The sequence below is a fragment of the Enterobacter sp. BNK-22 genome, assembly GCF_048684805.1.
GTDB classification, from domain to species: domain Bacteria; phylum Pseudomonadota; class Gammaproteobacteria; order Enterobacterales; family Enterobacteriaceae; genus Enterobacter; species Enterobacter quasiroggenkampii.
The window spans coordinates 3,757,899-3,773,042 of record NZ_JBLQTT010000001.1; the positions used below are offsets into that span (position 1 = coordinate 3,757,899).

A 15,144-nucleotide genomic window follows, 5' to 3' on the forward strand; every position below is an offset into this window, starting at 1 on the left:
TGCGTTAAACGTTGAAGTTTCTCTCTCAGGCGCTGAAAATAGCGCCTGTTTCATTTCAGGCATATGGGGTTAATGTGGCGCAGGCGGAAGTATTGAATCAGGAGTCGCTGGCTAAACAGGTTTTGCATGAAACCTTTGGCTACCAGCAGTTCCGCCCTGGCCAGGAAACCATCATTGAAACGGTGCTGGAAGGCCGTGACTGCCTGGTGGTGATGCCGACCGGCGGCGGTAAATCCCTCTGTTATCAGGTGCCCGCGCTGGTGCTTAACGGCCTGACGGTCGTGGTATCCCCGCTCATTTCGCTAATGAAAGACCAGGTTGACCAGCTGCTCGCCAACGGCGTGGCGGCGGCCTGCCTTAACTCGACCCAAACCCGGGAGCAGCAGCAAGAGGTGATGGCCGGGTGCCGCACCGGGCAGATCCGCCTGCTGTATATCGCGCCGGAACGCCTGATGCTGGATAACTTCCTCGACCATCTCGCGCACTGGAATCCGGTCCTGTTGGCGGTGGATGAAGCGCACTGTATTTCCCAGTGGGGACACGATTTCCGCCCGGAATACGCCGCCCTCGGCCAGCTGCGTCAGCGCTTCCCCGAGCTGCCGTTTATGGCGCTTACCGCCACGGCAGATGATACCACCCGTCTGGACATCGTTCGTCTGCTGGGGCTGAACGACCCCTATATTCAGGTCAGCAGCTTCGACCGCCCCAACATCCGCTACATGCTGATGGAAAAATTCAAGCCGCTGGATCAGCTCCTGCGCTACGTCCAGGAGCAGCGCGGCAAGTCCGGCATCATCTACTGCAACAGTCGGGCGAAGGTGGAAGACACCGCCGCGCGGCTGCAAAACCGCGGCTTTAGCGCCGCCGCCTATCATGCCGGGTTAGAGAACCACATCCGCGCCGACGTGCAGGAGAAATTCCAGCGCGATGATCTGCAGATCGTGGTTGCGACGGTGGCGTTCGGGATGGGCATCAACAAGCCGAACGTACGCTTTGTGGTGCACTTCGACATTCCGCGCAATATCGAATCCTACTATCAGGAAACCGGCCGCGCCGGGCGTGACGGCCTGCCTGCGGAAGCGATGCTGTTTTACGATCCGGCCGATATGGCATGGCTGCGCCGCTGCCTGGAGGAAAAACCGCAGGGGCAGTTGCAGGATATCGAACGCCACAAGCTCAACGCGATGGGCGCGTTTGCCGAAGCGCAAACCTGCCGTCGTCTGGTGCTGCTCAACTACTTTGGCGAAGGACGACAGGAGCCGTGCGGTAACTGCGATATCTGCCTGGATCCGCCGAAACAGTACGATGGTCTGATGGACGCACGTAAGGCACTCTCGACCATTTACCGCGTGAACCAGCGCTTCGGGATGGGCTACGTGGTGGAGGTACTGCGCGGTGCCAACAACCAGCGTATCCGCGATATGGGCCACGACAAGCTGCCTGTCTACGGTATTGGCAAGGACCAGAGCCACGAGCACTGGGTCAGCATTATTCGTCAGCTGATCCACCTCGGCTTTGCCACGCAGAACATTGCTCAGCACTCCGCGCTACAGCTGACTGAAGCGGCGCGTCCGGTTCTGCGCGGTGACGTTGAACTGAAGCTCGCCGTGCCGCGCGTGGTCGCCCTCAAGCCGCGGGTGATGCAAAAATCGTACGGCGGCAACTACGACCGCAAGCTGTTCGCCAAACTGCGCAAGCTGCGTAAAGCCATCGCCGATGAAGAGAATATCCCGCCTTACGTGGTGTTCAACGACGCGACCCTGATTGAGATGGCCGAGCAGATGCCGCTCAGCGCCAGCGAAATGCTCAGCGTCAACGGCGTCGGCACGCGCAAGCTGGAGCGCTTCGGTAAAGAGTTTATGGCGCTCATCCGTTCTCACGCCGACGGTGATGATGAGGAGTAGTCAGCCGGGCGAAAAAGTGCCAGGATGATGACTCACTGAATTATTTCCCCGCGAGTTAATTATGTTGATGCTATTTCTCACCGTGGCGTTAGTGCACATTGTTGCGCTGATGAGCCCGGGACCTGACTTTTTCTTCGTGTCACAAACGGCCGTCAGCCGCTCCCGCAAAGAGGCGATGATGGGCGTGCTCGGTATCACCATGGGCGTTATGGTCTGGGCGGCCGTTGCGCTGCTCGGTTTGAACCTGATCCTGGCGAAGATGGCCTGGCTGCATAACATCATTATGGTTGGCGGCGGGCTGTACCTGTGCTGGATGGGCTACCAGATGTTGCGCGGGGCGCTGAAGAAAGAAGAGAAAAAACCGGAAGAGCCAAAGGTAGAGCTGGCAACGGGCGGCCGCAGCTTTGTAAAAGGTCTGCTGACCAACCTGGCGAACCCGAAAGCGATTATCTATTTCGGCTCCGTGTTCTCGCTGTTTGTGGGTGATAGCATCGGTGCGGGCGCACGCTGGGGCATCTTCCTGCTGATCGTTGTGGAAACCTTTGCCTGGTTTACCATCGTGGCCAGCCTGTTTGCCTTACCGGCGATGCGCCGTGGCTACCAGCGTATCGCGAAGTGGATTGACGGCTTCGCCGGCGCGCTGTTCGCCGGCTTCGGCATTCATCTTATTATTTCTCGCTAAGCATGACGCGCTGACGCAAGCAGCGCGCCAACCAGCATAAACAGCGAACCAAAGACTTTATTCAGGGCCTTCATCTGCTTAGGCCCTTTAATCCACGCCGCAATCCGCTGCGCCAGCGTCGCGTAACCAATCATCACAATGATATCGACAATAATGGTGGTCGCGCCCAGCACCACGTACTGCATCACCTGGGGCTGATGCGGCACGATAAACTGCGGGAACAGCGCGGCGAGGAACACAATGCTCTTCGGGTTGGTCAGGTTGACGAACACCGCGCGCTTAAACAGATGGCCGCGGTTTTGCGTCTGCGCGAGCGTGTTGAGGTTAATGGAGCCTGCCGCGCGCCACTGCTGGATGCCGAGCCAAATCAGATACGCCGCCCCGGCCCATTTCAGCACTTCAAAGGCCAGCACGGAGCGGGAGAACAGGGTCCCCAGGCCAATCCCGACCAGCACGATATGAATGCCCAGCCCGGTCTGCAAACCGGCAATGGATGCCGCCGCACCGCGATAGCCGTGGTTGATGGAGGTGGTCATGGTGTTAATGGCGCCCGAGCCCGGTGAAAGGCTAAGGATGATGGATGTCAGCAGGTAAGCGAACCACCACTCGAAGGTCATTTGAAACTCCCGAAACGTCTGTTTTTATGCCACAATACGCTATTGTTGAGTCATTTTGTGACCGGTTACGAAAAAACGATATTCCTTGGCTTAGGTGAGTAGAAACCCGATGTTTCAGCAGAAAAAGGACTGGGAAACACGAGAAAACGCATTTGCTGCTTTCTCCATGGGGCCGCTGACCGATTTCTGGCGCCAGCGTGAGGAAGATGCGTTTACGGGCGTCGGGGGCATCCCGGTGCGCTTCGTTCGTTTCCGTAATGAAAAAAATGATCGGGTCATCGTGGTCTGCCCGGGGCGTATTGAAAGCTACGTTAAATACGCCGAACTGGCCTACGACCTGGTCCATATGGGGTTCGATGTGCTGATCATCGACCACCGTGGACAGGGGCTGTCCGGGCGCATGCTTCCGGATACGCACCGTGGGCACGTCGATCGCTTCAGCGATTACGTCGACGATTTTGCCGCGTTCTGGCAGCAGGAAGTTCAGCCCGGTCCCTGGCGTAAGCGATACATCCTTGCGCACTCCATGGGGGGCGCGATATCGACGCTGTTTTTGCAGCGTTATGAACACCAGTGCGATGCCATTGCGCTGACCGCGCCGATGTACGGTATCGTCATACGATTCCCGGACTGGATGGTGCGCCATCTTCTCGACTGGGCTGAGGGCCATCAGCGCATTCGTGAAGGCTATGCCATCGGAACCGGACGCTGGCGCGCGCTGCCGTTCGCCATCAACGTCTTAACCCACAGTCGGCAGCGTTATCGCCGTAACCTGCGCTTTTATGCCGATGAACCACGCTTACGCGTCGGTGGCCCGACCTGGCACTGGGTGCGGGAAGGTATTCTGGCCGGTGAGCAAGTGCTGGCAGGCGTGGGCGATGATGACACGCCAACGCTTCTGATCCAGGCGGAAGAAGAGCGTGTGGTGGATAACCGCATGCATGACCGCTATTGTGAACTGCGCGCCGCCGCCGGTCATCCCTGCGAAGGGGGAAAACCGCTGGTCATCAACGGCGCGTACCATGAGATCCTTTTCGAAAAGGACGCTATGCGCTCAGTCGCGCTCAACGCCATTGTTGAATTTTTCAACAGGCATAATTGATTATCGTTTTCCACCAGAGGTTGAAATCCCTATGTACCAGGTTGTTGCATCTGATTTAGATGGCACGCTGCTTTCCCCTGACCACACCCTGTCGCCTTACGCGAAAGAGACCCTAAAGCTGCTGACGGCACGGGGCGTGAACTTTGTGTTTGCCACCGGCCGCCACCACGTCGACGTGGGGCAGATCCGCGATAATCTTGAGATCAAATCGTACATGATCACCTCCAACGGTGCGCGCGTGCATGATACCGACGGCAACCTGATCTTCACCCACAACCTGGATCGCGATATTGCCGCCGATCTGTTTGGCGTGGTGCACAATAATCCGGCTATCGTCACGAACGTTTACCGTGACGACGACTGGTTCATGAACCGCCACCGTCCGGATGAAATGCGTTTCTTCAAAGAAGCGGTATTTAACTACTCCCTGTACGAGCCGGGCCTTCTTGAGCCAGAGGGGATCAGTAAGGTGTTCTTCACCTGCGACAGCCACGAAGAACTGCTCCCGCTGGAACAGGCGATCAATGCCCGCTGGGGCGATCGTGTTAACGTCAGCTTCTCAACGCTCACCTGTCTGGAAGTGATGGCGGGAGGTGTCTCCAAAGGCCACGCCCTGGAAGCGGTCGCGAAACGTCTGGGCTTCGAGCTGAAAGACTGTATCGCCTTTGGTGACGGCATGAACGATGCCGAAATGCTGTCGATGGCGGGCAAGGGCTGCATCATGCAGAACGCGCATCAGCGTCTGAAAGATCTGCACCCGGAGCTGGAGGTGATTGGTTCTAATGCTGACAACGCGGTACCGAAATACCTGCGCAAGCTGTTCCTTGAATAATCTTCATTTGATTGTTTATTGCTCAGATGTCAACTAAAGAGTTCGCTACAATGCCTGTCCTTCTTTCTGAGAGACAAGCATTGTGGCGCTACTCATTATCACCACTATCCTGTGGGCCTTCTCCTTTAGCCTGATTGGCGAATACCTTGCCGGTTCAGTCGACAGCTACTTCTCGGTGCTGATGCGCGTAGGGCTGGCGGCGCTGGTGTTCCTGCCGTTTCTGCGCACGCGCGGACAGTCGCTGAAAACGATTGTGCTGTACATGCTGGTGGGGGCGATGCAGCTCGGCATCATGTACCTGTTTAGCTTCCGGGCTTACGTCTATCTGTCCGTCTCGGAATTCCTGCTCTTTACCGTGCTGACGCCGCTCTACATCACGCTGATATACGATCTGCTGAGTAAACGCCGTCTGCGCTGGGGATACCTGCTGAGCGCTGCGCTGGCGGTGATCGGCGCGGCGATTATTCGCTACGACAAAGTGAGCGATCACTTCTGGACCGGGCTGATGTTCGTCCAGCTCGCCAATATCAGTTTCGCCATTGGCATGGTGGGCTACAAACGCCTGATGGAAACCCGTCCGATGCCGCAGCATAACGCGTTCGCCTGGTTCTACATGGGGGCCGCGATGGTCGCGGTGGCGGCGTGGTTTATGCTCGGTAACCCACAAAAGCTGCCGACTACCCCCGTGCAGTGGGGCGTGCTGATCTGGCTGGGCGTCGTGGCTTCCGGGTTGGGGTACTTCATGTGGAATTACGGCGCGACGCAGGTCGACGCCGGTACGCTGGGGATCATGAACAACGTGCATGTCCCGGCTGGGTTGTTGGTCAACCTTGCCATCTGGCAGCAACAGCCGCACTGGCCGAGCTTCCTTATTGGGGGAGCGGTGATCCTGGCTTCGCTGTGGGTCCATCGCCGCTGGGTCGCTCCGCGCTCCGCACAAACGGAAGATGGTCGCACGCGTGGTTCCGCGCTGAGCGAATAAACGCCTCCGTAATCGGCTGACGCTGCTCGCCATCGCGCACGGCGGCGTACAGCCGGCTCCACAGTCCTTCACCCAGGGTTTTGGTCACCACCAGACCCTGGCGCTCAAAGCTCTCTACCACCCAGTGCGGCAGCGCCGCGATACCCATTCTGGCCGCCACCATCTGAATCAACAGCAGGGTGTTATCCACGCTTTTCAGCTGCGGACTGATGCCCGCGGGCTGCAGGAAGTGTCGCCAGATATCCAGACGACTGCGCTGAACCGGGTAAATCAGCAGCGTTTCCGTCGCCAGGTCTTCCGGCGTGATGCGCGTTTTGGCCGCCAGCGGATGATCCGGCGCCAGTACCAGGCGTACTTCATAATCAAACATCGGCGAATAGTGCAGGCCGCTGCGCGGCAGAATATCGGACGTCATCACCAGATCCAGCTCGCCCTGCTGCAGCGAGGGCTGCGGGTCGAACGTTACGCCGGATTTGAAGTCCATCTCCACCTGCGGCCATTTCTGGCGGAAGTTCTCAAGCGCGGGGGTCAGCCACTGAATACAGCTATGGCACTCAATGGCGATACGCAGCGTGGTCTGCTGCGGTTCATTGCACGCCTGGAGCGCGCTGGCGATCTGCGGCAGGACCTGATTCGCCAGCTGCAACAGGATCTCGCCCTGGGGCGTAAAGCGCAGCGGCTGGCTCTTGCGCACAAAAAGACGGAAGCCGAGGCGTTGTTCCAGATCGCTGAACTGGTGAGAAAGGGCGGACTGGGTCTGGTGCAGCGTGGCCGCCGCCGCCGCGAGCGAGCCGCAGTTCCGCAACGCTTGTAGCGTTTTCAGGTGTTTTATCTCGATCATGAAAGTCCTTCACTTCGGCATGAACATTTTGCGCTTGAGGAATATACAGTACCTGCCAATTATAGATGTGTAAACATCTGGACGTCTAAATAACGAATTTCACAAGGGGCACACCATGACAATCCGCAATCACACACTCGGTTTCCCTCGCGTTGGCCTGCGTCGCGAGCTGAAAAAAGCGCAAGAAAGCTACTGGGCGGGTAACGCCACCCGTGAAGAACTGCTGGCGGTGGGACGCGAGCTGCGCGCCCGTCACTGGGATCAGCAAAAACAGGCGGGGATTGACCTGCTGCCGGTGGGTGATTTCGCCTGGTACGACCATGTTCTGACGACCAGCCTGCTGCTTGGCAACGTGCCGGCTCGTCATCAGAACAAAGATGGATCGGTAGATATCGATACTCTGTTCCGCATCGGCCGTGGCCGTGCGCCAACGGGTGAGCCAGCGGCAGCGGCGGAAATGACTAAATGGTTTAACACTAACTATCACTATATGGTGCCGGAGTTCGTAAAGGGTCAGCAGTTCAGGCTGACCTGGACGCAGCTTCTGGATGAAGTGGACGAAGCGCTGGCGCTGGGCCACCAGGTGAAACCCGTGCTGCTTGGGCCGGTAACGTACCTGTGGCTGGGCAAAGTAAAAGGCGAGCCGTTTGACCGGCTCAGCCTGCTGAAGGATATTCTGCCGGTCTATAAACAGGTGCTGATTGAGCTGGGCAAGCGCGGCATTCAGTGGGTGCAAATCGACGAGCCGGCGCTGGTGCTCGAACTGCCCAAGGTTTGGCTCGATGCCTTCAAACCGGCGTATGACGCGCTGGCGGGGCAGGTGAAGCTGCTGCTGACCACCTATTTTGAGGGCGTCACGCCGAACCTGAACACCATTACCGCGCTGCCGGTGCAGGGCCTGCACGTTGACCTGGTTCACGGCAAAGACGATGTCGCGGAACTGCACAAGCGACTGCCCGCAGACTGGCTGCTCTCCGCGGGTCTGGTTAACGGTCGTAACGTCTGGCGCGCCGATCTGACCGAGAAATACGCGCAGATTAAGGACATCGTCGGCAAACGTGAGCTGTGGGTGGCCTCGTCCTGCTCCCTGCTGCACAGCCCGATCGATTTGAGCGTGGAAACCCGTCTTGATGCTGAGGTCAAAAGCTGGTTTGCCTTCGCCCTGCAAAAATGTGAAGAGCTGGCGCTGCTGCGCGATGCGCTGAACAGCGGCGACACGGCGGCAATCAGTGCATGGAGCGCGCCGATTCAGGCACGTCGTCACTCGGCGCGTGTGCATAACCCGGCGGTGGAAAAACGCCTGGCGGCCATCACCGCCCAGGACAGCCAGCGTCAGAGCCCATATGAGGTGCGCGCCGAAGCGCAGCGTGCCCGCTTCAACCTGCCTGCGTGGCCGACCACCACCATCGGTTCCTTCCCACAAACCACCGAAATCCGTGGCCTGCGTCTGGACTTCAAAAAGGGCAACCTGGATGCGAATCACTACCGCACCGGTATCGCCGAACACATCAAGCAGGCGATTATCGAGCAGGAGCGGCTGGGGCTGGACGTGCTGGTGCACGGTGAGGCCGAGCGTAACGACATGGTGGAGTACTTCGGTGAGCATCTCGACGGCTTTGTGTTTACCCAGAATGGCTGGGTGCAGAGCTACGGCTCCCGCTGCGTGAAGCCGCCGGTGGTGATCGGCGACGTCAGCCGTCCGGAAGCGATCACCGTGGAGTGGGCGAAATACGCGCAGTCTCTGACCGACAAGCCGGTGAAAGGTATGCTCACCGGTCCGGTGACCATTCTTTGCTGGTCCTTCCCGCGCGAAGACGTCACCCGTGAAACCATCGCGAAGCAAATCGCGCTGGCGCTGCGTGATGAAGTGGCAGATCTGGAAGCTGCAGGCATAGGCATCATCCAGATTGACGAACCGGCCCTGCGCGAAGGTCTGCCGCTGCGCCGCAGCGACTGGGATGCCTACCTGAAGTGGGGCGTGGAGGCATTCCGCATCAACGCCGCGGTGGCGAAGGACGACACGCAGATCCACACCCACATGTGTTACTGCGAATTTAACGACATCATGGATTCGATTGCCGCGCTGGACGCTGACGTGATCACCATTGAGACGTCGCGCTCAGACATGGAGCTGCTGGAGTCGTTCGAAGAGTTCGAGTACCCGAACGAAATCGGGCCGGGCGTGTATGACATTCACTCCCCGAACGTGCCGAGCGTGGAGTGGATTGAAGCCTTGCTGAAAAAAGCGGCCCAGCGCATTCCGGCTGAGCGCCTGTGGGTGAACCCGGACTGCGGCCTGAAAACCCGCGGCTGGCCGGAAACCCGCGCCGCGCTGGCGAACATGGTGAAGGCAGCACAGAATTTGCGTCAGGCATAATTGTGACGCGCGATGGCCGGGCGTCTGCCCGGCCTGGAATGCGCATGCTTAGCGCAGATCTGCGCCGTTGCTGGCAATCACCTTTTGGTACCACCAGAAGGAGTCTTTTTTCAGCCGTTTCAACGTACCGTTGCCTTCATCGTCCTGATCGACATAGATAAAACCATAGCGTTTGGACATCTGCGAGGTGCCCGCACTAATGATGTCGATACAGCCCCACGTGGTGAACCCCATCACCTCCACGCCTTCATTAATCGCGGCCCGCGTTTGTGCGAAGTGCGCGCGGAAATAGTCGATTCGATAGCTATCGTGGATCTTGCCGTTTTCGACCACATCCTTCGCGCCCAGACCGTTTTCAACGATAAACAGCGGCTTCCGGTAACGGTCATACAGCTCCAGCAGCGAGATTTTCAACCCAAGCGGATCAATCTGCCATCCCCATTCGGACGCAGGCAGATACGGGTTTTTCACACCGAGAACGGTATTCCCGGGAATGCGTTCGGCGTCAGGCTGAGTGGATTCGGTCATCGACATGTAATAGCTGAAGGAGACGAAATCGACAGTATGCGCCTTTAAAATACGCCGATCGTCAGGGTGCATTTCAATATGGATATTTCGTCGTTCCAGATCGCGCAGGATCAGCGGCGGATAGTCGCCAAATACCTGCACGTCGGCATAAAAATAGTTTTCCAGGTTTTTCTTCAGCGTGGCTTCAACGTCTTCCGGACGGCAACTGTGAGGATAGGTCGTCAGTTTGGTCAGCATGCACCCGACCTGGCTGCCCGGAATTTTGGCGTGGCAGTCGCGCGTGACCAGTGCAGACGCGACAAACTGATGGTGCAGACCCTGATAGATATCCTGTTTCGCGTTGCCCGGCGCGCTTTTCTCTTCGCGAATGCCCGCGGTCGTAAAGGGATGGCGGTGAATACTGTCTATTTCATTGAAGGTTAGCCAGTAACGCACCAGCTCTTTGTAGCGGTCGAAACAAACATTGCTGAAGCGAACAAAGGCATCAACCACATTGCGATGCACCCAGCCGTTATATTTTTCGCTCAGCGCCAGCGGCATTTCGTAGTGGGAAAGGGTGACCAGCGGCTCGATGTTATGACGACGCAGCTCGCGAAACAGTTCTTCATAAAACTGCAGCCCGGCCTCGTTTGGCTCGGCGTCCTCTCCGGTCGGGAAAATACGTGACCAGGCAATGGATACGCGCAGCACCTTAAAACCCATCTCAGCAAACAGCGCGATGTCGTCTTTATAGTGGTGATAAAAATCGATGCCGCGGCGTTTCGGGTACAGCGCATCATTTTTACCTTCAAACGCGTCGCGAATATTTTCGTCCGTCAGGGCCATGTGGCCGCTGTAATCTTTCACGGAGAGGTTGGGTTTCCAGGCGACAGCGTCGGCAACGGACGGCCCTTTACCGTCCACGTTCCATGCGCCTTCGGCCTGGTTGGCGGCAATCGCGCCGCCCCATAAAAAACCGTGTGGAAACGCGAGGGAATTGTCCATAACACGCACTCCTTATGCGTCATGATGATGGGAAAGGCTTACCCTTTTTTACCACCGTACTGACGGAACCACGTAAGCATCCGCTGCCATCCATCTTTAGCCGATTCAGCGTGATAGCTCGGACGATAGTCGGCGTTAAACGCATGCCCGGCATCCGGGTATACCACGATCTCCGCCTTCGCATTTGCCGCGCGGAGCGCATGGCGCATGGTTTCTACCGAATCCAGCGAAATACCGGTGTCCTGACCGCCGTAAAGCCCTAACACGGGGGCATTTAACTCGGTGGCGATATCAACCGGATGTTTTGGTGAATTCAGCGTTTTTTCACCCACCAGTTTGCCGTACCAGGCGACAGCGGCTTTGAGCTGCGGGTTATGCGCGGCATACAGCCAGCTAATGCGTCCGCCCCAGCAGAAACCGGTGACCAGCAAACGATGGGGATCGCCCCCGTTGCGCGCCGCCCAGCTGGCGACGTGGTCGAGGTCGGCCAGAACCTGCGCATCCGGGACTTTGCTGACCAGGTTGCTGAGCAAGGTGGGAATATCGCTGTAGTCGTTCGGATCGCCCTGACGGAAGTAGAGCTCTGGCGCAACGGCCAGATAGCCTTCCAGGGCCAGCCGGCGGCAGAGGTCGCGAATGTGTTCGTGAACACCGAAAATTTCCTGAACCACGATCACGATGGGCAGCGGGCCGTCTGCCGATTTTGGTCGTGCGTGGTAAGCAGGCATGTTTTCTCCCTGCGTGGGAATAGAGGTCTCACCCGCGGTGATGGCATCTTCAGACGTTGAGACGATGGTTGAGGCATGCGGGGCCGCAGCAGGTGCAAAACCGGTTTTTTCAGTCATGGCATTCTCCGTACCAATCAGTTAGCGCAAAGGTAAATATAGACACCAGGTTAACAACTCACAGTGCCTTAAACGGTCTATCTTTTGTGCAGCACCTGACGATATAACTTGTTAATGTGATGTAAATCACTTTTTGATGGAAATTCGATGCAATCATTTTCATTCATGGTGAGATGCGTCACGAAATTATGCTTACTGCTTCTGTAAAGTACCGTTTTACTTCTTCTGACTAACCGACCCACAGAGGAGTCACCTATGTCTAAGTCTGATGTTTTTCATCTCGGCCTCACTAAAAACGATTTACAAGGGGCTACGCTCGCTATCGTCCCTGGCGATCCAGAGCGTGTGGAAAAGATCGCCGCGCTGATGGATAAGCCGGTTAAGCTGGCAGCCCATCGTGAATTCACCACCTGGCGCGCAGAGCTGGATGGTAAAGCCGTGATCGTGTGTTCTACCGGTATCGGTGGCCCGTCTACTTCGATTGCTGTTGAAGAGCTGGCACAGCTGGGCATTCGTACTTTCCTGCGTATCGGTACCACTGGCGCTATTCAGCCGCATATCAACGTCGGCGACGTGCTGGTGACGACCGCGTCTGTGCGTCTGGATGGCGCAAGCCTCCACTTTGCACCGATGGAGTTCCCGGCGGTGGCAGATTTCGAGTGCACCACCGCGCTGGTTGAAGCCGCGAAATCCGTGGGCGCCACCACCCACGTGGGCGTGACCGCTTCGTCCGATACCTTCTACCCGGGCCAGGAGCGTTACGACACCTTCTCTGGCCGCGTGGTAAGCCGCTTCAAAGGCTCCATGGAAGAGTGGCAGTCGATGGGCGTGATGAACTACGAAATGGAATCCGCCACGCTGCTGACCATGTGCGCAAGCCAGGGTCTGCGTGCTGGTATGGTGGCTGGCGTCATCGTCAACCGTACCCAGCAGGAGATCCCGAACGCCGAAACCATGAAGCAGACCGAAAGTCATGCAGTGAAAATCGTGGTGGAAGCGGCGCGTCGCCTGATCTAGTCCTCTCCCTTCGAAATCAAAGGCCGACACGTTCGGCCTTTATTTTTTGCGTAGCGCCTCGCAGGAAAACCCTTTCAAACTGGACGTTTATACAGCACAATTCTATTTTGTGCGGGTAATACGTTGATGCAGGGGGCATTGTGGATATCTCAATCCTGATTTATGCAATGATTGCGCTGGCGGGCGTGGCGATAGGCTGGCTGATGTCAAGCTATCAGCATGCGCAGCAGAAGGCCGATCAGCTGGCTGAACGCGAAGAGATCGTCGCCGATTTAAGCGCGGCCAGGCAGCAGCTTGCCCTGAGTGAACACTGGCGCGACGAGTGTGAACTGCTCAACAACGAGCTGCGCAATCTCCGCGATATCAACACCTCGCTGGAGGCCGATCTCCGTGAAGTGACCACCCGCCTGGAATCCACTCAGCTGCATGCGGAAGATAAAATCCGCCAGATGATCAACAGCGAGCAGCGCCTCAGCGAACAGTTTGAAAACCTCGCAAACCGCATTTTTGAGCACAGCAACCGCCGCGTTGACGAACAGAACCGCCAGAGCCTGAACAGCCTGCTGACGCCCCTGCGTGAACAGCTGGACGGCTTCCGCCGTCAGGTACAGGACAGCTTTGGTCAGGAAGCCCGCGAGCGGCATACCCTGGCGCATGAAATTCGCAATCTCCAGCAGCTGAATGCCCAGATGGCGCAGGAGGCGGTCAACCTCACCCGCGCGTTGAAAGGGGATAACAAAACCCAGGGCAACTGGGGAGAAGTGGTGCTCACCCGCGTCCTGGAAGCTTCAGGCCTTCGGGAAGGGTACGAATACGAAACGCAGGTGAGTATTGAAAATGATGCCCGCTCGCGAATGCAGCCGGATGTGATCGTGCGGCTGCCCCAGGGCAAAGATGTGGTGATTGACGCCAAGATGACCCTGGTGGCGTATGAGCGTTACTTCAATGCGGAGGACGACTTCACCCGCGAATCGGCGCTGCAGGAGCACATTGCCTCCGTGCGCAATCATATTCGCCTGCTCGGCAGAAAAGACTATCAGCAGCTGCCTGGCCTGCGATCGCTAGACTATGTCCTGATGTTTATTCCGGTAGAGCCCGCGTTTCTGCTGGCACTCGACAGGCAGCCTGAACTCATCACCGAAGCGCTCAAAAATAACATTATGCTGGTCAGCCCCACCACGCTGCTGGTGGCCTTACGCACCATTGCGAACCTGTGGCGCTATGAGCACCAGAGCCGCAACGCGCAGCAGATTGCTGACCGCGCCAGCAAGCTGTACGACAAAATGCGCCTCTTCGTGGACGACATGTCCTCCGTCGGGCAGAGCCTGGACCGTGCGCAGGATAACTACCGTCAGGCGATGAAAAAACTCGCCTCGGGACGTGGCAATCTGCTGGCGCAGGCCGAATCATTCCGCAGCCTGGGGGTAGAGGTTAAACGCGAGATTAATCCGGAATTGGTGGAACAGGCCACCGCCCAGGACGACGAGTTTCGCCTGCGTGAAGGGGCGGACGAACAAAAGACAAACAGTGAAGACAACACGTTAGCGGTGGATTTATCACCAGGCGAGACTCCGGCGCGTTTCTTTCGCGGTGGTTGAAACGTAGGGCAAACGCGCCCAATCTGTTACACTTCACGAACATTTTACTGATAAGCAGGCTCTAAGATGGCTGACGATTCACAAGACACAACGCACTTTGGCTTTCAGACTGTCGCCAAAGCGCAGAAAGCTGACATGGTGGCCCACGTATTTCATTCCGTGGCGGCGAAGTACGATGTGATGAATGACCTGATGTCGTTCGGCATTCATCGCTTGTGGAAGCGCTTCACCATTGACTGTAGCGGCGTGCGTCGCGGACAAACGGTGCTGGATTTAGCCGGTGGTACGGGCGATTTAACCGCGAAATTCTCTCGTCTGGTGGGCGAAACCGGGCGCGTTGTCCTCGCCGATATTAATGATTCCATGCTGAAAATGGGCCGCGAAAAGCTGCGTAACATCGGCGTGGTGGGGAATGTGGAATATGTGCAGGCAAATGCTGAAGCGCTGCCGTTCCCGGACAATACCTTTGACTGCATCACGATCTCCTTCGGTCTGCGTAACGTGACCGACAAAGAAAAAGCGCTGCGCTCCATGTATCGCGTGCTGAAGCCGGGTGGACGCCTGCTGGTGCTCGAATTCTCCAAACCGATTATTGAGCCGCTGAGCAAAGCTTACGACGCCTATTCTTTCCACGTTCTGCCGCGCATCGGTGAGCTGGTGGCCAACGATGCGGAAAGCTACCGCTACCTGGCGGAATCTATCCGTATGCACCCGGATCAGGACACATTAAAAGCCATGATGCAGGATGCAGAATTTGAGAACGTTGAATATTTCAACCTGACGGCGGGTGTCGTCGCGCTGCATCGCGGTTACAAGTTCTGAGTGGAGGTGTCCC

At 57.3% G+C, this 15,144-nt stretch carries 13 protein-coding genes; 9 read left to right on the forward strand and 4 right to left on the reverse strand.

What is annotated here, in order from left to right; genetic code table 11:
• Positions 1–74 precede the first annotated feature (74 nt).
• Together recQ and rhtC are read left to right on the forward strand one after the other, a co-directional pair.
• Complete coding sequence (gene recQ / locus ACMGGE_RS17710; RefSeq protein ID WP_032644788.1) at positions 75–1,904, forward strand: ATP-dependent DNA helicase RecQ; 1,830 nt, start codon at positions 75–77, stop codon at positions 1,902–1,904.
• Positions 1,905–1,965: 61 nt separating this feature from the next.
• Positions 1,966–2,586: a threonine export protein RhtC gene (gene rhtC, locus ACMGGE_RS17715; protein WP_045372193.1), complete on the forward strand. Its 621-nt coding sequence runs from the start codon at positions 1,966–1,968 to the stop codon at positions 2,584–2,586.
• Here the strand turns inward: rhtC and rhtB are convergent.
• Entirely contained in the window at positions 2,583–3,203 is a 621-nt protein-coding gene (rhtB, locus tag ACMGGE_RS17720; protein ID WP_008501533.1) for a homoserine/homoserine lactone efflux protein, read from the reverse strand. The genes rhtC and rhtB overlap by 4 nt on opposite strands.
• A 109-nt stretch (positions 3,204–3,312) precedes the next feature.
• Between rhtB and pldB the strand changes: the two genes are divergently transcribed.
• From pldB to ACMGGE_RS17735, 3 genes are all read left to right on the forward strand, one after another.
• Complete coding sequence (gene pldB, locus ACMGGE_RS17725; RefSeq protein ID WP_045417641.1) at positions 3,313–4,305, forward strand: lysophospholipase L2; 993 nt, start codon at positions 3,313–3,315, stop codon at positions 4,303–4,305.
• Positions 4,306–4,336: 31 nt separating this feature from the next.
• Positions 4,337–5,137: a sugar/pyridoxal phosphate phosphatase YigL gene (yigL, locus tag ACMGGE_RS17730; RefSeq protein WP_021242854.1), complete on the forward strand. Its 801-nt coding sequence runs from the start codon at positions 4,337–4,339 to the stop codon at positions 5,135–5,137.
• Positions 5,138–5,219: 82 nt separating this feature from the next.
• Positions 5,220–6,119, forward strand: a complete 900-nt coding sequence (locus ACMGGE_RS17735) for a carboxylate/amino acid/amine transporter (RefSeq protein ID WP_045909224.1) — start codon at positions 5,220–5,222, stop codon at positions 6,117–6,119.
• Here ACMGGE_RS17735 and metR read toward each other — a convergent pair.
• Positions 6,007–6,960 (reverse strand): HTH-type transcriptional regulator MetR, encoded by a 954-nt coding sequence (gene metR / locus ACMGGE_RS17740; RefSeq protein WP_024907993.1) that lies wholly within the window; start codon positions 6,958–6,960, stop codon positions 6,007–6,009. The two genes, ACMGGE_RS17735 and metR, sit on opposite strands and share 113 nt — an antisense overlap.
• Before the next feature lie 115 nt (positions 6,961–7,075).
• On the opposite strand from metR, the gene metE reads away from it, so the two are divergent.
• On the forward strand, positions 7,076–9,337 hold the full coding sequence (metE, locus tag ACMGGE_RS17745; RefSeq protein ID WP_420294005.1) for a 5-methyltetrahydropteroyltriglutamate--homocysteine S-methyltransferase: 2,262 nt from the start codon (positions 7,076–7,078) through the stop codon (positions 9,335–9,337).
• 48 nt (positions 9,338–9,385) lie between these two features.
• Here the strand turns inward: metE and ACMGGE_RS17750 are convergent, their stop codons facing one another.
• The gene (locus ACMGGE_RS17750) at positions 9,386–10,849 is read right to left on the reverse strand and encodes a glycoside hydrolase family 1 protein (RefSeq protein ID WP_045909222.1); all 1,464 of its coding nucleotides are present in this window, start codon (positions 10,847–10,849) and stop codon (positions 9,386–9,388) included.
• Between the two features lie 38 nt (positions 10,850–10,887).
• Complete coding sequence (locus ACMGGE_RS17755; RefSeq protein ID WP_048226889.1) at positions 10,888–11,694, reverse strand: dienelactone hydrolase family protein; 807 nt, start codon at positions 11,692–11,694, stop codon at positions 10,888–10,890.
• Positions 11,695–11,949: 255 nt separating this feature from the next.
• On the opposite strand from ACMGGE_RS17755, the gene udp reads away from it, so the two are divergent.
• From udp to ubiE, 3 genes are all read left to right on the forward strand, one after another.
• Positions 11,950–12,711 (forward strand): uridine phosphorylase, encoded by a 762-nt coding sequence (gene udp, locus ACMGGE_RS17760; protein WP_003860792.1) that lies wholly within the window; start codon positions 11,950–11,952, stop codon positions 12,709–12,711.
• A gap of 140 nt (positions 12,712–12,851) precedes the next feature.
• Complete coding sequence (rmuC, locus tag ACMGGE_RS17765) at positions 12,852–14,309, forward strand: DNA recombination protein RmuC (RefSeq protein ID WP_420294006.1); 1,458 nt, start codon at positions 12,852–12,854, stop codon at positions 14,307–14,309.
• Positions 14,310–14,375: 66 nt separating this feature from the next.
• A complete protein-coding gene (ubiE, locus tag ACMGGE_RS17770) occupies positions 14,376–15,131 on the forward strand; it encodes a bifunctional demethylmenaquinone methyltransferase/2-methoxy-6-polyprenyl-1,4-benzoquinol methylase UbiE (protein ID WP_023309612.1) in 756 nt (251 codons plus the stop codon).
• The last annotated feature ends 13 nt before the right edge of the window (positions 15,132–15,144 follow it).